General features: G+C 75.2%; 13 protein-coding genes. 2 read left to right on the forward strand and 11 right to left on the reverse strand.

Annotated elements, in window-relative coordinates; all coding sequences use genetic code 11:
* Positions 1-65 precede the first annotated feature (65 nt).
* The 5 genes from AC067U_RS04935 to AC067U_RS04955 form a co-directional block, all read right to left on the reverse strand.
* Positions 66-1,877, reverse strand: a complete 1,812-nt coding sequence (locus tag AC067U_RS04935; RefSeq protein WP_478828176.1) for an ATP-binding cassette domain-containing protein — start codon at positions 1,875-1,877, stop codon at positions 66-68.
* Positions 1,878-1,988: 111 nt separating this feature from the next.
* The gene (locus AC067U_RS04940) at positions 1,989-2,732 is read right to left on the reverse strand and encodes an NUDIX hydrolase (RefSeq protein WP_478828177.1); all 744 of its coding nucleotides are present in this window, start codon (positions 2,730-2,732) and stop codon (positions 1,989-1,991) included.
* Between the two features lie 282 nt (positions 2,733-3,014).
* Entirely contained in the window at positions 3,015-4,991 is a 1,977-nt protein-coding gene (locus tag AC067U_RS04945; RefSeq protein ID WP_478828178.1) for a glycogen debranching N-terminal domain-containing protein, read from the reverse strand.
* Between the two features lie 188 nt (positions 4,992-5,179).
* On the reverse strand, positions 5,180-6,550 hold the full coding sequence (locus tag AC067U_RS04950) for a DUF4192 domain-containing protein (protein WP_478828179.1): 1,371 nt from the start codon (positions 6,548-6,550) through the stop codon (positions 5,180-5,182).
* A 118-nt stretch (positions 6,551-6,668) separates the two neighbouring features.
* On the reverse strand, positions 6,669-8,828 hold the full coding sequence (locus AC067U_RS04955) for a RecQ family ATP-dependent DNA helicase (RefSeq protein ID WP_478828180.1): 2,160 nt from the start codon (positions 8,826-8,828) through the stop codon (positions 6,669-6,671).
* A 415-nt stretch (positions 8,829-9,243) separates the two neighbouring features.
* Between AC067U_RS04955 and AC067U_RS04960 the strand changes: the two genes are divergently transcribed.
* On the forward strand, positions 9,244-9,873 hold the full coding sequence (locus tag AC067U_RS04960) for a hypothetical protein (protein WP_478828181.1): 630 nt from the start codon (positions 9,244-9,246) through the stop codon (positions 9,871-9,873).
* A 312-nt stretch (positions 9,874-10,185) separates the two neighbouring features.
* On the opposite strand, the gene AC067U_RS04965 is transcribed toward AC067U_RS04960, so the two are convergent.
* From AC067U_RS04965 to AC067U_RS04975, 3 genes are read right to left on the reverse strand one after another with little or no spacing between them, the layout of a single operon-like run.
* On the reverse strand, positions 10,186-10,830 hold the full coding sequence (locus tag AC067U_RS04965; protein ID WP_478828182.1) for a hypothetical protein: 645 nt from the start codon (positions 10,828-10,830) through the stop codon (positions 10,186-10,188).
* Positions 10,831-10,889: 59 nt separating this feature from the next.
* Entirely contained in the window at positions 10,890-11,600 is a 711-nt protein-coding gene (locus AC067U_RS04970; RefSeq protein WP_478828183.1) for a ribonuclease HII, read from the reverse strand.
* A 58-nt stretch (positions 11,601-11,658) separates the two neighbouring features.
* The gene (locus AC067U_RS04975) at positions 11,659-12,240 is read right to left on the reverse strand and encodes a TetR/AcrR family transcriptional regulator (RefSeq protein WP_478828292.1); all 582 of its coding nucleotides are present in this window, start codon (positions 12,238-12,240) and stop codon (positions 11,659-11,661) included.
* Positions 12,241-12,418: 178 nt separating this feature from the next.
* Between AC067U_RS04975 and AC067U_RS04980 the strand changes: the two genes are divergently transcribed.
* On the forward strand, positions 12,419-13,972 hold the full coding sequence (locus AC067U_RS04980) for an MFS transporter (RefSeq protein ID WP_478828184.1): 1,554 nt from the start codon (positions 12,419-12,421) through the stop codon (positions 13,970-13,972).
* Positions 13,973-14,111: 139 nt separating this feature from the next.
* Here AC067U_RS04980 and AC067U_RS04985 read toward each other — a convergent pair whose 3' ends face one another.
* The 3 genes from AC067U_RS04985 to AC067U_RS04995 form a co-directional block, all read right to left on the reverse strand.
* Positions 14,112-15,929 (reverse strand): DUF4153 domain-containing protein, encoded by a 1,818-nt coding sequence (locus tag AC067U_RS04985; protein WP_478828185.1) that lies wholly within the window; start codon positions 15,927-15,929, stop codon positions 14,112-14,114.
* A 161-nt stretch (positions 15,930-16,090) separates the two neighbouring features.
* Positions 16,091-17,080 (reverse strand): ADP-ribosylglycohydrolase family protein, encoded by a 990-nt coding sequence (locus AC067U_RS04990; protein WP_478828186.1) that lies wholly within the window; start codon positions 17,078-17,080, stop codon positions 16,091-16,093.
* Positions 17,081-17,091: 11 nt separating this feature from the next.
* A complete protein-coding gene (locus AC067U_RS04995) occupies positions 17,092-17,760 on the reverse strand; it encodes a histidine phosphatase family protein (protein WP_478828187.1) in 669 nt (222 codons plus the stop codon).
* Between the last annotated feature and the right edge of the window lie 28 nt (positions 17,761-17,788).

Consider the following 17,788-nt stretch of genomic DNA (forward strand, 5'->3'; position numbering starts at 1 on the left):
CGAAAGGGTGATCAGCGCCACCTTCCCAATTGACGCCTTATCGTAAGGAACCGATCATCGCCGGATCACCAGCGGACGCGGCCGCGCAGACCGGTGAACCCATAGGCGCACAGCAGCACCGTCAGGGACAACACCAGTGCGGTTCCGACGGGTTGGGTCATGACCCGCAGCGCCCCCAGGACCAGGCGGTCCGCCTCGGGCGGCCACTGTGCGAAGCTCAGCCCGCGCAGCCGGGCGGCGATCCCGGCCGCCGGGTAGGCCGAGGGCCCGGCCAGCACCCTGCTCACGAGCGGGACCACGAACAACGGCACGGCGAGGACGGCGGCCAGCCCGGCCATCGCGGAGCGGAACACCCCGGAGGCCAGCACCCCGGCCCAGGCGCAGCCGACGAGCAGCCCGGCCCAGCTCGCGGCGGGCGAGAGCCACTCGGCCGGGGCCCGTAGCGGGCCGTGGTCGAACACCAGCTTGAGCGCGGCCGCGTCGGCGGCCACCGCGAGCCCGCCCAGGAGCAGCGCGAGGGCCGCGCCGACCCCGAGCTTGGCCAGGAGCAGGCCCATCCGGCGTGGCACGGTTCCGCGGTCGGCGGCGAGCGCCGGATACCGGTACTCCTCGCCGAACGCCAGGGCGCCGAGCAGCCCGGCGCCGAGGGCGGCCGGGGGCAGCGGCAGCTTCTCCGGCCAGGCGGCGAGCAGTCGGTTCTGCGGGGTGTGCCCGGCGCGGGCGAGCAGCAGGGCGGTGAGCACGGAGGCGGCGAGCACGGAGGCGGCGGTGAGCACCGGGGTCGCGGTGCCGAAGACGCGGCGCAGCTCGTAGCGCAGCGGCCGGAGCGGCCCTCCGACCCGGCGCACGGCCGAGGGCGGCCGGCCGGAGGCGGCCCGCCGGGCCGGTCCCGCGGTCCACGCCGCCTCCGCCCCGGCAGGGGCTGCGCCGGCGGGGGCCGCGTCGGCCGGGGCTGCCGCTCCGGCGCCCGGGTCCGCGGCGGGCCGGGCCGCCTGGGCGGGGATACCGGTGTCGCCCGTCTCGTCGGCGAGCCGGTGCACCAGCACCCCGTGCCGGAAGGCCGTCTCGCCGATCTCGGCGCAGCTACTGCCGTAGACGGAAAGCCGGTTGCCGCTCTCCTCGACGATCTCCACCGTGCGCTGTCCCTCGCGGGCCTCCCGGCCCAGTACGTCGGCCAGCCGGGCGGCGTGCGGGCTGCGCACGGCGACCCTGGGGCGCAGCCGGGTCCGGGAGAACTCGGCCGCGTCCTGGTCGGCGAGCACTCGCCCGGCCTCGATGGTGACCACCCGGTCGGCGGCGCGGGCGGCCTCCTTGGGGTCGTCGGTGGTGAACAGCACGGCCCCGCCGAGGGAGGCGTGGCCGCGCAGGAGTCCGTGCAGCCAGTTCTGTTCGCGGGACGACAGCCCGGCGGAGGGCTCGTCGAGCAGCAGCGTGCAGGGGTCGGCGAGCAGGGCCGCGGCCAGCCCCAGCCGCCGGTCCATGCCCAGCGAGAGGGAGCCGAGCCGGTGGTCGCGCAGGCCGGCGATCCCGACGACGTCGAGCATGGCGTCCGCCCGGGAGGCGGGGACGCCGACCGCCGCGCACAGCATGCGCAGCTGGCTGCGCACGGTCCGGGCGGGATGACCGGGGACGTCGCCGAGGAGGACGCCGACCTCGCGCGCGGGGTGCGGGATCCGGTGGAGCGGCCGGCCGCGGAAGTAGGTGACGCCGCGTCCGGGTTCGAGTTCGAGCATGAGTCGGAGGGCCGTGGTCCGGCCCGAGCCGGGCGCGCCGAGGAGGGCGGTCACCTGCCCCGGGCCGGCCTCGAAGGTGAGGCCGTCCACGGCGGGTGGGTGGTCCCGGCGGGGTGCGCTGGTGAGTCCGATCGCCTGGAGCATCGCTGTCTCTCGCGGGGGATGTGACCGCTCGGCGGCCGTGTGAGTACCGCCATCAAGATAACGCGATATGTCCGATTTTCGGCGCAAGCAGGCCGGTTCGGTGTCGGACCGTCAGACTTCCGGGCGCAGCATCGGCGGGTTGAGCAGGGTGGCCCCGCCGGCCCGGAACAGCTGGGCGGGGCGGCCGCCCTGACGGGTGGTCGTGCCGCCGGACGGCACCAGGAACCCGGGGGTCCCGGTCACCTTGCGGTGGAAGTTGCGCGGATCGAGGGCCACGCCCCAGACCGCCTCGTACACCCGGCGCAGCTCGCCGACGGTGAACTCGGGCGGGCAGAAGGCGGTGGCGAGCGAGGAGTACTCGATCTTCGAGCGGGCTCGCTCCACACCGTCCGCGAGGATGCGGTCGTGGTCGAAGGCGAGCCGGGATGCCTCTCCCTCGGGGGTGAGGAGTTCGTCGACCGGTGCCCAGCGGGCGCTGTTGGCGTCCCCGCCGGCGCGCGGGGCGGGCAGGTCCGGGGCGAGCACCAGGTGGGCGACGCTGACGACGCGCATCCGCGGGTCGCGGTCCGGAGCCCCGTAGGTGGCGAGCTGTTCGAGGTGGGCGCCGTTGTCCGCGTCGGGCTGGGCGGGATCGTGGGCGGACAGTCCGGTCTCCTCGGAGAGCTCCCGGGCGGCGGCCGCCGCCAGGCCCTCGTCTCCGCGCACGAAGCCTCCGGGCAGCGCCCAGGTTCCCTGGAACGGCTGCTCACCCCGCTTGACCACGAGCGCGCAGAGCGCGTGGCGCCGCACGGTGAGCACGACCAGGTCGACGGTAACGGCGAAGGGCGGGAAGGCCGACGGGTCGTAGGGCGACATGCGGCGATCATAGTCGTCTTCCTGACGATAATCAGCGCTTTGGTGATCCGGAAAGCGATGCCCCTCCGGGACGGGCTTCGCGGGCCCGGGCGAACCGGTGTCCGGTCGAGCAGGACCGGACGTCCGGGACCGTCCGGTGCCGTGGACGGCAGGGCGGAGGAGGGCCGTCCAGGCGGTGGGGGCACCTCCCGGCGGCAGCCCGGGCACACCGGCGGCCGGTGGCGACTCGGCGAAGGCCGGTGCCGGGCGGGCCGCGCCCGGCAGTGATCCGCCCTGTGCCCGCTACGTGGCCAGTTGGAGCGCACCGGCCGCCTCCTCCACCATGCCGAGGCCCAGTCTGCTGACCCGGACGGCGAACGGTTCGCCGGCCACCCGCAGCCCGGACAGCCGGAGCGCGCCGAGCGGGGCCCCGGCGAGCGGGGCGAGGGTGACCGTGCCGGACGGGGCGTCCGGGCGGACGCCGACCACGGCGGCCAGCACGTGGACCCCCGCGGCGGCGGCGACCGAGGCGGGCCGGCAGGCGGCGGGGTGCGGCAGCGGGGCGCTCCCGGCGGTCCGCTGCTCGGCGGCGTACATCTCGGGCAGCCGGTACCCGAAGTGCTCGGCGGCGTCGAGCAGGCCGCGCAGCAGACCCGCGGCCTCCTTCTCGAACCCTGCGGCGGCCAGGCCTGCCACGGCCACGGCGGTCTCCTGCGGGCGGACGGCCCCGGAGCGGTGGCCGAACGGGTTGTGCCCGGGCTCCCGGGCCGCCATGCTCCGCAGTCCCCAGCCCGAGTCCATCGGCGGGGCTCCCAGGAGCCGGGCCAGGTGTTCGGTGCGGACCGGGTCGAGCAGCCCCTGCGCGAGCCTGCCGCCACCCAGCAGCCCCGTGTCGAGCAGGTGCGCGGCGGCCGCGGTGAGCCGGGGCAGCGGCCGGCCGTCGGGGTGCAGGGCCGCCGCCGGACGGCCGCCGGAGGGGCCGTCTGCGTGGATCCAGAACTCGGCGCGGAACCGCTCCCGCAAGGCGGCCGCCCGGTCCCGCCACTCCTCGGCGCCCGGCCGGCCGCAGGCGGCGAGCAGATCGGCGCCGAGCAGCGCGGCCCGGTGGACGTGGGCCTGGGTCTCGCAGCGGCGGGGTCCGGCGGCCGGGTCGGCCAGGAAGGCGTCTGCCCCGAGGCGGGCGCGGAGCCAGTCCAGGCACCGCTCGGCGGCGGGCAGCAGCTCGTCCAGTTCCGCTTCGGGCAGGCCCCAGCGGCGGGCCTCGGCGAGCACGACCGGGAAGGCCAGGGTGGCCTCGGTGCCGGTGCAGCCCGGAGGGAGCTGGGGGCCCGCCCCGCGCAGGGGTCCGGGGATCATCCCGGCTTCGGGGCCGCGGCCCGCGGTCTGGGTGCGGGCCAGCACGCGCAGGGTCGCGGCGGCGAGGCCGGTGCCGAGCGGCAGCGCCATCCTGGCGGCCCACAGGGACTCCGCCGGTGCGATCCCCAGGCGCCAGGGCGCACCGGCCGCGAGGAAGGCGTCCACGGGCCCTGCGGGGTCTCTCAGCAGCAGCGCCCGCAGGTCCGCGACGCTGCTCCGGAACCAGTCCTCGGCGCGCGGGTCGTCGCCCTCGGCTCGGGCCTCGGCGAGCGGCCCGGCGGCCGTTCCGCCGGGCGCCCGGCCGGTCCGGTCCGGGGCGGTGCGCAGCTCGATGGTGCGGGCCTCCCCCGCGGGCAGGTCCAGCTCCCACCGGAGCAGGCCGGCGGAGGCCAGGGCGTCGTCCGGCGGCGGTTCGGCAGTGGTGACGGCCTGGGCGCCGTCCTCCGTGCTCCAGCGCAGGCCGGCGGTGTGCACCCCGGCGGGCAGTTCGGGCCCGGCGCGGCCCCCGGCGACGGCGGCCAGGTCGGCGAGGTCCGTGCCGAGGGCGATCTCGACGGGCAGCCGGTGCCGCCGCGCGCTGAAGTTGCGCAGGGTGATCCGCTCGGTGCCGTCCGCGTGCCGTACTCGTTCGACTCCGATGTCGGGGTCCGGGCCGGCTTCGGCCCCGGTGCGGACGGTGGCGGTGAAGCCGGCCCGGTCCGCGCCGAGGCTGCGGCCCTGGATGGCGACCGGATCGCGGCCCGCGACCCGGAGCAGGCAGCGGGAGAGCAGCCGGCGCCCGGAGCGGTAGATGCCGTCCAGGCCGCGTCCGGTCAGCTGGCCGTGCTCCGGGGAGATCACCAGACAGGGGGCGGCGACGCAGATCACCGCGCCGTGCACCGGGGGCAGCTCGGGCCGGCGGGCGGGGGAAACGGGGTGCGCCATGCGTCGGCCTTCCTTCTCTGCCGGGGCCGCGCTCGCTGTCGGCGCCGCGCTCGGATCGGGTCCACGGGGGTGGCCGCGGCCCCGGGCCGCCGCCACCGCATGGCTGAACGCCCTCACCCCCGCCCGGGTCACGCTCCGTCCCGCCCGGCACGGCCGCCCGTCGCGGAGCCGAACGGTGCACCGGGCGCTCACTGCCCGCTCCCGGCCGTCCGGCGGGCGCCTCGCCGGGCACCACGCGAACGGCGGCCGGGCGGGCGGGCGATGATCCGCTTGCGCCGCGGTTCCCGGCGGCGCCGCTCCTGGCGCAGGCACTCCCGCAGTCCCTCCGGGTCGATGCCCTCGTTGCAGGCACGGTGCAACAGCTGGGCGAAGCGGTACTCGCCGTCGGCCTGCAGGGCCAGCGCGAGCACGATCCTGGCGGTGGGCTCGTCCCCGGTGGACCAGGACACCCAGCCGGCCAGGGTGAGCGGTGCCGCCGCGTGTTCCCGGTAGGCGCCGACACAGCGGCGGGCCAGGGCCCGCCAGAGCCGGAGGGCGGGAGCGGCCTCCTCGTCCTCCATCCACTCGGCGGCGATGTCGCGGACCTCCCGGTCCTGCAGGCCCAGGACGAGTGCGGCGGCCTCGTCGTGGCCCAGCAGCGCGTCGTCCCAGTCGTCACCTGAGGGACCGGCATCCGCGGGCGGGGCGAGGGCGAGGCGCTTCATCAGGGTCCGGGCCAGCGCGAGGGTCTCCTCGCCCGCCTCCTTGCGGGTGTCCCCGTCGAGGATCTTCGGCACCAGGGTGGCGGCGGCCCGGTCCAGCGCCCGCAGCTGCTCCTCGGCGACCCGGCCGCGCAGCGGGGCGAGCCGGTTCTCGATGTCCTTCAGGGACCCGCGGACCCGCAGCCCGGCGTAGGTGGCGGCGGCTGCCATGACCGAAGTGCCGGGCGCGGCCAGCTCGTTCCCCTCGGCCGGGCAGCAGCGCGGGTCGGGGCAGCAGTAGGACCAGTACCGGCCGCCGGAGATGCACAGGGCCTCCAGCACCGGTACGTCCAGCGCCCCGCAGGCCAGCCGGATCCGCTGGGCGAACGGCCGGAGCCCGGTCATCACCCGCTGCGGACTCCCGCCCTCCGGCGGGTCCTGACAGAGGAACAGGACGATGCCGTCGGGCTTGCCGCCTCGCCGTTCGCTGCCGCGTACCAGGCAGTCGGCGACCTGCCGGGCGGTGTCGTCCCACTCCGCCGGGCCGGCGGGCAGACCGACCCGCAGCCTGCCGCCGAACCGCCCGCCCGCGCCGTGCACGGCGACCATGACCAGGGAGTCGGTCGGGTGAAAGCCGATCATGTACGGGAGCGCGTCGGCCAGTTCGGCCGGACTCCGCAGGGTGATCTGGGGGCCCTCGTAGAACCCGCCGAACCCACCGGACCCACCGACCCCACCGACCCCACCGGATCCGCCGGGCGCGCTGTCCTGTCGCCGGCCGCGGTCCTGCTCCTGCTCTCGGCCCTGACCCTGACCCTGCCCCTGGCCCTGATTCTGGTTCGCGTTCTGGTCCGCGTTCTGGTTCTGGTTCTTCGTCATGGCTCGACGGTCCCGCACCGGTCCGGGCACCGAAACCCCTGTGGATAACCCCGGAGCCGCCCCTCGACACCCGTGGTCCGGCGGGACCCGGGCCTCGCCCGCGCGGCCCGCCGGGCGCTCAGCCCGCCGCGGCGAGGACCAGCGGAAGGACCCGTTCCCCGCCTGCCCGGCGGAGCAGACGGGCCGCCACGGCCAGCGTCCAGCCCGAGTCCGTGGAGTCGTCCACGAGCAGGACCGGGCCCGGGGAGCCGGCCAGCGCGACGGCCAGCTCCTCGGGAACGGCGAAGGCACCGGACAGCGCGGCGAGTCGCTGGGCGGAGTTGCTGCGGCGGGCCCGGTGCGCGCCGTCCGGCCCGGTGTACGCGAGCGCGCCCAGGAAGGGCAGGCGGCCGACCTCCGCGATGCCCCGGGCGAGGGAGCCGACCAGCTCCGGGCGGGTCAGGGACGGCACGGCGACGACGCCCACCGGCCGGGCGGTGGCGTCCGGGACGCCCGGCGCCCAGCCGCCCGGAGAACGCGCCCAGTCGGCGAGGACGGCCACGGCGGCCCGCAGGACGTCGTCGGGGACCGGGCCGTCGGGCGCGTTCTCGGCCAGCAGCGGGCGCAGCCGGTTGCCCCAGCCGATGTCCGAGAGCCGGCCCAGGGCGCGCCCGGTGGCGCACTGCTCGCCGGCCGGAATGCGCCCCTTGAGGTCGATGCCGAGGGCGGGCATTCCCGTCGGCCACATCCGGCGCGGCTCGACCTCGACGCCCGGGCGGTCCAGTTCCTTCACCGCGGCCGTCAGGGTCTCCGCGGACACGCCGGACTCGGCCCAGGCTCCGGCGCAGTTGTCGCAGCGGCCGCACGGGGCCGCTCCCTCGTCGTCCAGCTGGCGGCGCAGGAACTCCATCCGGCAGCCGCCGGTGCCCACGTAGTCGCGCATGGCCTGCTGTTCGGCGGCCCGCTGTCGCGCCACCCGGGCGTACCGCTCGGCGTCGTACGCCCAGGGCGCGCCGGTGCTCTCCCAGCCGCCCTTGACCCGCCGCACGGCACCGTCCACGTCGAGGACCTTGAGCATGGTCTCCAGGCGGCTGCGCCGCAGGTCCACGGCCGCCTCCAGAACGGGCACGGACAGCGGCCGGCCGGCCTCGGCGAGCGCGGAGAGGGTCTGGCGGACCTGTGTCTCCGGCGGGAAGGCGGTGTCGGCGAAGTAGCGCCAGATGGCCTCGTCCTCCTTGCCCGGCAGCAGCAGCACGTCCGCGTGGTCCACGCCGCGGCCGGCCCGGCCGACCTGCTGGTAGTAGGCGATCGGCGAGGACGGCGAGCCGAGGTGGAGTACGAAGCCCAGGTCCGGCTTGTCGAAACCCATGCCCAGGGCCGAGGTCGCGACCAGTGCCTTGACCCGGTTCTCCAGCAGGTCGGCCTCGGCCTGCAGCCGGTCGGCGTTCTCCGTGCGCCCGGTGTAGGAGGACACCGGGAAGCCACGCTGCCGCAGGTAGGCGGTGGTCTCCTCGGCGGCGGCCACGGTCAGCGTGTAGATGATCCCGGAGCCCGGCAGCTCGTCCAGGTGCTCGGCGAGCCAGGCCAGGCGGTGCGCCGCGTCCGGCAGCCGCACCACGCCGAGCCGCAGGCTCTCCCGCTCCAGCGGGCCGCGCAGCACGAGGGCCTCGCCCGCGCCGGTGCCCAGTTGCTCGGCCACGTCCGCGGTGACCCGCGCGTTGGCCGTGGCGGTGGTGGCCAGCACCGGCACGCCGGGGGCCAGCTCGGCGAGCATCGCCCGCAGCCGCCGGTAGTCGGGGCGGAAGTCGTGGCCCCAGTCGGAGATGCAGTGCGCCTCGTCGACCACCAGCAGACCGGTGGTGGCAGCGAGCTTGGGCAGCAGCTGATCGCGGAAGTCCACGGAATTGAGGCGTTCCGGGCTGACGAGGAGGACGTCGGTCTCGCCGCGCTCCACCTCCCCGTGGATGGTTTCCCACTCCTCCGGGTTGGCCGAGTTGATGGTGCGGGCCCGGATGCCGGCCCGCTCCGCCGCCTCCACCTGGTTGCGCATCAGCGCCAGCAGCGGCGAGACGATCACCGTGGGGCCGGCACCGCGCCGGCGCAGCAGAGCGGTGGCCACGAAGTACACCGCCGACTTGCCCCAGCCGGTGCGCTGCACCACCAGGGCCCGGCGGCGGTCGACCACCAGGGCCGCCACCGCCTGCCACTGGTCCTCCCGCAGCCGTGCCGCTCCCGCGGGGGCGCCGACGAGTCCGGCGAGGATGGCATCGGCTTCGGTACGGAGCTGCGGATCGTCCATGCCCCCATGCAACCGGATGGCACCGACAATCGGCCAACTCACCCAGAGTGACGAGCGGGGGGCCGACGGTCCCCGAACGGTCCACACCCTGGGCACCGATCAAGGACGGCCAATGCCGGGCTGTCCGCCGGGACCGTACGGCTGCTCCGGCGGGCCGTGCCGTATGGAGTGTTTCCGCTGGTAATAGCGGTTCGAGTGGAACGGGATGCGTCATCACCTGCCTGACGGGGCAAGGATATGAACGGCATACCAGCCAATTCCGGTCCGCGGCAGCAATTGCTCGTTGCCGCGCGCTGACGGGCCACGCGAGAATTGGAGGGCTCCCGCTCGGCTCGACGGCGCTCAACAGGGCCGCGCTGCGGCGCGCCCTCACCCAGCTGTGCCCGTCACCGGGCGTGTACCCGAAGGGAGGACCGTGACCTTCGGATTCGCCCCGTCCGCGAGCTCGTCGTCCGTCATCGCCGGCCACGGCCCCGGCCGGAACGACCGGGTGCTGGAGCCCGCCGAGTGGACGGCCGCCGGAATTCCCCTGCTGCGCAATCCGCGTGAGGTGGTCAGCGGACTCCACTCACGGCACGCGCCGGTGCCCGGCGTCGCGGTGATCGCCGTGCTCGGCCCGGAGGAACGTCTCGTCGCCAGTGCCTCCTTCACCCAGCGGTCGGTCTCGGCCGACGGGTGGGACTACCGCAACGCGCTGCTGGCGCGGCTGCGCCGGGTGATCCCGCACGACCTGCGCCGCCGGACCCCGGTGCGCACGGCGGTGCTGCTCTACTGCCGTGACGGCGACGAGCGGTGGACCCCGGAGGACGGGGCGTGGATGTGGGGGCTGCGGGACGCCTGCACCCTGCACGGGCTGCGCTGCGGTGCGTACATCACGCTGACCCGGGAGGGATGGCAGGTGCTCGGCGAGGGCCGCGGCGGCCGCCGGCCCGACGCGGACAGCAGGCCCGTCGGGCTGGGTGAGACCGTGACCGACCCGGTTCCCCTCACACTGCGCACCGGCGGTGGCGCGGCCGAGCCGCTGCGCCGCACCGCCGCTCGCTGAGCACGCCGGACACACAGCACGCCCGTCACACAGCACGCCCGTAACACGGCCGCCGGTCACCGAGCACCCCGGTCACCGGACCGGGTGCAGCGGACCGGCACGTGCCGCTGCTGCCGTGCCGTCAACACCCCGCGCGGGGCACGGCGTACGCACCCGGACGCGCGTACGGTCGCCCACCGGCGGGGCGGGGAACGTCGTCGGGACTCCGGTGTCCCGGCTCCGGCGTCAGGCGCCGTCCGGGCTGCCGCGGGGCCGGCCATGGCCCGCCCCGCCCCGAGACGCCCCCCAGCGCCCCTCCCGGGGAACGGGGCGTCAGACGCCCGCCCCCAGCACGGAGTTGACCTGCTGCGGATCGCCGCACACGATCAGCAGCGCACCGGCGCGCGCGAGCGCGACCGGCAGGGCGCGGGCGGTCGCGTCGACCGGCCCGCCGTTGACCGCGAACACCACGACGGGACGGCCGGCGGCCCGCTCCGCGTGTGCCGCGTCCGCGTAGAACACGTCGTCACCGGCGTCGTGCTGGGCCCAGTAGGCGGCCTCGCCGAAGGACAGCTCGTGCGCTGCCCACGGGTGCGGTTCGCCGGTGGTGAGCACCAGGACGTCGCCGGGCGCCCGGCCGGTGTCGAGCAGCAGGTCGACGGCTTCCTCGGCGGCGTCCAGCGCGCCCTCGGCCGAGGCCGGGATCAGCTGGACCTGCGGCACCGCGGCGGAGACCGAAGGGGCTGCGGGTACGGGTCCGGGAGTGGCGGCCCGCTGCGCCGGCGGGGCGGGCCTGGGGGCACCGCCCGCGCGGTTCGCCGCTGCGGGGGACGGACCGGGGCGCCCGGGCCGGGGTACGGCGGCGGGACGCGGACCAGGTACGGGGCGGGGGGTCTGCGCGGTGCGGCTCGGGGCCGGGGTGACGCGGGGACCCTGGGCACTCTCGTGAATCTGAGGCTCCTCGGGGGTGAGAGGCATGGGTTGATGTCTATCAAACACCGGTACGAAACGTACCGGTGGGTGGCACATGGGCGCGATCAGAAATCGAAGCCGAGCTGGCCTCCGGTTTCCAGTTCCAGCGATTCCTCACTGCGGCGGACCTTCTTGAGGTGTCGCCACCGGGGCAGTCCGTCCATGTACGCCCACGAGAGGCGGTGGTACGGGGTGGGCCCCAGTTGTTCAAGTGCCGCCCGGTGCACGGGCGACGGGTATCCGGCGTTCGCGGCGAACCCGAACTGCTCGATGCCGTCGGCGCCTTCGCCGAGGGCGGCCATCATCCGGTCGCGCCGGACCTTGGCGATCACCGAGGCCGCGGCGACGGCCACGCAGGACCGGTCGCCCTTGATCACCGTCCGGACCTGCCAGGGCGTGCCGAGGTAGTCGTGTTTGCCGTCGAGGATCACCGCGTCGGGCCGGACCGGCAGCGCCTCCAGCGCGCGTACCGCGGCCAGCCGCAGGGCGGCCGTCATCCCGAGCTCGTCGATCTCCTCAGGGGAGGCGTCGCCCAGGGCGTACGCCGTCACCCAGCTCTCCAGCACCTCGGCCAGCTCGTCGCGCCGCTTCACCGTGAGCAGCTTGGAGTCGGTGAGTCCGTCCGGCGGCCGGCGCAGTCCGGTGATCGCCGCGCACACGGTGACGGGGCCGGCCCAGGCCCCTCGTCCTACTTCGTCGACCCCGGCGATGACCTTGGCGCCGGTGGTAGCGCGGAGGGAGCGTTCGACGGTGTGGGTGGGTGCTTCGTACGGCATGGCGCCAGCAAGGGTACGCCCGTCGGCGCCGCCTGCGACACCCCGGCCCGGACCGTGGTCACCCGCGGAGCAGCGGCACCAGCACCTGGTCGATGAATTCCTCGATGTCCGCGTTCCGCCATTCGCTTCCGCACACCTTCGAGCGGTACATCATCATCGCCGGAATCACATCCGTGACATACTCCCCACGGGCACCGGTCCGCACGTCCCCCCGCGCAATTCCACGCTCCACGAGCTGCTGGAACACCTGCCCGGACGGCCGCACGAGGCGGTTGGAGATAAGTTCCCGGAATCGCTCGACGCCGCTTGAGTCACATTCGTGAAGGACCGACCTCAGGGCCTCCCCGGACCGGGAGTGCATCACGTCACGCATCCACCGACAGAGCTGCAGCAGGTCGCCCCGGATGGACCCGGTGTCGGACGGCTCCAGCAGCGGGGGCAGCCGAGCCTCGAGTGCGTCGGCGACCAGGTCGGCCTTGCCGGACCAGCGCCGGTAGACGGCCGCCTTGCCGGTGTGCGCACCCGCCGCCACGCCCTCCATCGTGAGCGAGTTCCAGCCGACTTCGCAGAGCTGCTCGATGGCGGCATCGATGATCGCCCCCTCCAGCTCGGCACCCCGCCGACGCACCGGAATCACCATCACATCCACCTTCGCCCGGCTCGGGGTGACCGCCAAGGGGCCCCACATCGCCCGTCGTTCGCGCGCCCGCCGTACACAATTTCACCCTTAGGGAACGCTTGCGTTCTCTTGCGCCGCCATCCTACGGTGGTCACTCAGTGAACGGGTCCGTTCACTATTTCGTCTTGGGGGATCAGCAGTGACAAGGACACAAGAGGCAGCGGCCCGAATACCCGGGGCGGCCCGCCGTGAGGGGCGCCCCGGAATCGCGCTCACCGTCATCGCAGCCTGTCAGCTCATGGTCGTGCTCGACGCGACCATCGTGAACATCGCCCTCCCGCACATCCAGACGGCGCTCGACTTCTCGACCACGGGCCTGTCCTGGGTGCTCAGCGCCTACACCCTCACCTTCGGCGGGCTGCTGCTGCTCGGCGGCCGGGCCGGAGACATCCTCGGCCGCCGCCGGGTCTTCCTCGCCGGAATCGCGCTGTTCACGCTCGCCTCGCTGATCGGCGGCTTCGCCCAGGAGCCCTGGCAGTTGCTGGCCGCCCGGGCGCTGCAGGGCGTGGGCGGCGCGATCGCCTCGCCGACCGCCCTCGCGCTGATCACCACCACCTTCCCGGAGGGCCCCGAACGCAACAAGGCCTTCGGGGTGTTCGCCGCCGTCTCCGCGGGTGGCGGCGCGATCGGCCTGCTCGCCGGCGGTGTGCTCACCGACTGGCTCGACTGGCGCTGGGTCCTCTTCGTCAACGTGCCGATCGGCGCCCTGATCCTCTTCCTGACCCCGCTCTACATCAGCGAGTCCGAGCGCCACCCCGGCCGCTTCGACCTCGCCGGGGCACTGACCTCCACCCTCGGCATGGCCTCGCTGGTCTACGGGTTCATCCGCGCCTCCGAGGAGGGCTGGCGCGACGGGCTGACCGTGGGCTCGTTCGTGGCGGCCGTCGTCCTGCTGGCCCTCTTCGCCGTGGTCGAGTCGCGGGCCAAGGAGCCGATCACCCCGCTGCGCATGTTCGCCGACCGCAACCGGGCCGGCACCTACCTGATCATGCTCAGCCTGGCCGCCGCGATGTTCGGCATGTTCTTCTTCATCGTCCAGTTCGTGCAGAACGTGCTGGGCTACTCCCCGATCGCGTCCGGCTTCGCCTTCCTGCCGGTGACCGCCGCCATCGGTGTCGCCGCCGCAATCTCGCAACGGCTCCTGCCCCGCTTCGGCCCAAAGCCCTTCATGGTCACCGGATCCGCCCTCACCGCAGTCGGCCTGGGCTGGCTCACCTTCATCGACACCGACAGCTCCTACGTGTCCGGGCTCCTCGGCCCGATGGTGGTCTTCGCCTTCGGCATGGGCCTGAACTTCGTCACCCTGACGCTGACAGCCGTCTCCGGGGTGGCCTCGCACGAGGCTGGCGCCGCGTCCGGACTGCTCAACGCCAGCCAGCAGGTGGGCGGTTCGCTCGGTCTGTCCATCCTGGTCACGGTGTTCGGCACCGCCGCCCGCGAGGAGACCACCGAGCAGTTCCCGGCGTTCGCCGCCGGGGCGACCCCCGAGCAGCTGGCGAAGTTCAAGGAGACCGGGGTCATCCCCGGCCCGGCCGGCCACCAGGTGCTCACCGTCGGCATCTCCGACGCCTTCGTCGCGGCCGCCGGCATGGCCCTGCTGGCCCTGCTCGTCGCCCTGATCGTGGTCCGGGTCCGCAAGAGCGACCTCGCCGCCCTCAACGGCAACGCCGCGGCCGGGGGCCCGGCCCACTGACGACGTACGGGAGCACCACCCAGCGCGTACGGGGCGCCGGGCCCGGTGGATCGACCGCCGGGCCGGCACCCCGCCGTCCTCGGGAACCACCACCGCCCCGGGCAGCCCGCCGCGCCCTGCCCGGCCGCCGGCCGGTGGCTCAGTACGCGTAGCGGTCCGCGAACGCCCCCAGCCGCGAGCACTCCTCGTAGGAGGCGGTGACCGGGCGCTCCTTCAGGATCCGCATGGCCCGCTGCTCGCCCAGGCTCGTCGCGTACCAGGGCCTTCGGCCGCGGTCCGCCAGGGCGTCGTTGATCCCGCGCAGCGCACAGGACCGGTGCGGCTCGGGCAGCCGGTCCAGGGCGGGCACCGCGTCCGCCGACAGCGACTGGAAGTACGCCAGGTCGATCGCCCCGTCCTTGTCGGCCGCCCGCTCGAAACGGGCCACGTTCCGCTCGGCGACCAGCCCGTCCGGGGAGGCGAGCCCGAAGGCCAGGACGGCGGCCGCCGCGCTCGCCACCACCGCGCGGGGCAGCCACCGGGCGCCGAACAGCCCGGCCGCGACGATCAGTACGATCACCAGCCCGAGCCACAGCTCCACCGCGGCGACCGAGAGCCGCAGCCGGGTCAGCCCGTACGCGTCCACGTAGAGGTCCATGCGGCGCAGGGCCGAAGCGACCACGACGAGGGTCAGCACGCACAACGTGCCCAGCACCGCGCGCACCAGGCTCCGGTCGCGGGCACCGGAGCGGGGCGCCCAGCGCAGCGCCAGGGCGATCACCACCAGGGTCAGCAGGGTGGCCCACAGCAGTTGCCAGAAGCCCTGCCGGGCGTACTCCGCGTAGGTCAGGCCGGTCCGCTCCAGAACCCGGTCGTAACCGCCGAACAGCACCGTCAGCTGGACCGTGTTGAACCCCGCGAAGAGCAGGTCGAGCACGATCAGCGGGAGGGCCCACTCGGCCCGGCCGCGCTGCTTCCCCGGCGCGGTGCGGATCCGGTCCCAGCGCAGCGGGCCGGCCGCGGCCCGGGCGGCGGCCACCGCCACGACCCCGCCGAACAGGAAGAGCAGCACCCGGACCGGCCCGTCCTCGACCGAGACATCGGGGGCCAGCCCGCCCACCAGATCGGCGAACGCGGCATCGGCCGAGGCGAACAGGGCACCGAACAGGACGAGCAGCACCACCGCCACCGCCGCGGCCCGGACCAGCGGCCACCAGCGGTCCCGGGTCCCGCTGCCGAGGCCCCGGACGCCCTGCCACGCCCAGGCGAGCCCGGCGGGCGCGGCATCGAAGAAGCCGAGCGGGCTGAGCAGCATCCCCGGCCAGGTCCGGCTGCCGTGGAGGGCGAGCGCGCCGAGGCCGACGGCCGCGAAGACGGCCAGGACGGACGGCCAGCCGGCGTCGCGCAGCGCGGGTACGGCGAGCAGGGCGAGGCAGCCCAGCGCCCAAGCCACGGCCCACGGGCGGGCCTTGCGGCCGGCGGTACGGGCGGCGGCGTACGCGGCGAACGCGGCCGGGAGCGCGGTGATCAGCAGCCCGATGCCGAGCCCGTCGCCGAGCAGCAGGGCGGCGGCGACGGCGGTGCCGAGGACGCCCCAGAGGGTGGCCGGGCGGACGGGGGCGGGGTCGGCGGGGCGGATCAGGGTGGCCCATCCGGGCCGCGCGGGCCGGACCCCCGCCGGGGCGGCCCATCCGGCGTGCGCGGGGTGGGCCTGGCCGCCGGGCCGGGGGCGGTCGGCGGGGCCGGAAGGGCTGGCAGGGCCGGAGGGGCTGGCAGGGCCGGAGGGGCCGACAGGGCCGGAGGGGGCAACGGGGCCGCCTCCCTTGCCCCCGTCGGCCCCGGCCCGCTGCTGAGGGGTGCGCCATGCCGGGTGGGGCTGCCGGTCCGCCCGGCCGGCCCGGTCCTCGGGGATCCGCTCCTCGGCGGTCCCGCCCGCCGGGCCGTCCTCCGTCGCCCCGTCGTCGCGCTGTTCCGGCATCGGTGTCCTCCCTGTCGGGCCACCCCGTCCTCCGGCCAGGCGGCGAAGCGGTCAGGGTAGGCCTATGACGTGCGGTTCCCTCCCACCGGGGAGCGCGGTGTGGCAGGACCGTGACAATCGGAGGCCGAGAACGGCACGACCGGGGCGGGGTCCGGACCGGTTCAGCCCGCCGTCTGCGGCAGCCAGTCCGGCAGCGCCTCGGTCCGGGACAGCCAGCTGTCCGGGACCACGTCCGCACCCCGGGCCCCGAGCACCCCGCCCACGATGGCGCAGGTGGTGTCCACGTCCCCGCCGGCCTGGGCGGTGGTCCAGAAGGCCTGCTCGAAGTCGTCCAGCGACCGGGCCGCCGACCACAGCGCGAAGGGCACGGTGTCGTGCGCGCTGGTCCGGCGCCCGCAGCCCAGCACCGCCGCCACCGTGGTCGCGTCGCCGTAGTCCAGCATGTCCTTCGCCCGGCGCAGCCCGGCGCCCACCGCGCTGCGCGGCACCAGCGCGATCACCCCGTCCAGCAGGTCGGCCGGGGCGGGCGCTCCCGCCGGGTCCGCCGCCAGGGCGGCGGCCGCGGCCACTGCCATCGCCCCGCACACCGCCTCCCGGTGCTGGTGCGTGGTGTACGCGGAGATCTCCGCCTGGTGCGTGGCCTGCTCGGGGTCGTCGGCGTACCAGGCGCCCAGCGGTGCGATCCGCATGGCCGCTCCATTGCCCCACGAGCCCTGCCCGTTGAACAGTTCGGCTGCCAGCGTGCGCCAGTCCCCGCCCTCCCGGATCAGCCGCAGCATCCGGTTCACGGCCGGTCCGTAGCCCCGGTCGAAGTCGTGGTGGACGGCGAAGGACGTGGCCAGCGCGTCCTGGTCGATCCGGCCGTGTCCGGCCAGCACGGCGGCCACGGAGCAGGCCATTTCCGTGTCGTCGGTCCACTGCCAGGGGCCCGGCGGCAGCTCGCGCCGCTTGAGCAGCGGGTAGTTCGCGGGAACGAAGAACTGGGAGCCCAGGGCGTCCCCGACCGCCAGGGCGCGCAGGCTCGCCAGCGCCCTGGCGTAGCGCGGGTCGGCGGCGAGCGGGGCGGCGGCGAGCGGGGCGGTGGGAAGGCCGGAAGGAGCGGGCAGGCCGGCCGGGGCGGGTACGTCGGAAGGGGAGTCAGGGGTCGTCATCGCGGGTCACTCTAGTCGGCTCGGTCGTCCAGGTCGTAGGACTCGGGCGTGGTCCACCGCTCGAACGGGCGGTCCAGGCGGTAGCGCCCGTCCGCCCCCAGCTGCAGGATCCGGTACTCGCCGTTGCCCGGGTTCGACAGGCATTCGAACTCGGCGACGGACCAGTGGAACCAGCGCATGCAGAACAGCCGCATGGTCAGCCCGTGCGTCACCAGGAGCACGTTCGGCGGGTGGTCGGGCTGCTCGAAGCTGCGGTGCAGGCTCTCCAGGAAGGAGCCCACCCGGTCGTACACGTCGGCTCCGGACTCCCCTTGCGCGAAACGGTAGAAGAAGTGCCCGTAGGCGTCCCGCTTCGCCTTCTGCTCGCGTACGTCGTTCCGGTCCTGCCAGTTCCCCCAGTCCTGCTCGCGCAGCCGCGGTTCCTCGCGTATCCGCACCCGGCCGGGATCCAGCCGCAGCTCCCGGAAGGTCTGCAGGGTGCGCCGGTACGGGGAGACGTACGCGCTGATCTGCTCCTCGCCGAAGAGCGCGCGCAGCCGTTCGCCCGCCTCGACCGCCTGCCGGTGGCCCTTACGGGTCATGCGCAGGGCGTGGTCGGGTTCGCGCTCGTACACCGAGTCATCGGTGTTGCCCTCCGATTCCCCGTGCCGGAGGAGGACGATGCGCTGTGGGCGTGCCATTCCTCGACCCTAGTTCGAACACCCCGGC

The sequence above is a fragment of the Streptomyces sp. NPDC043853 genome (genome assembly GCF_056436025.1).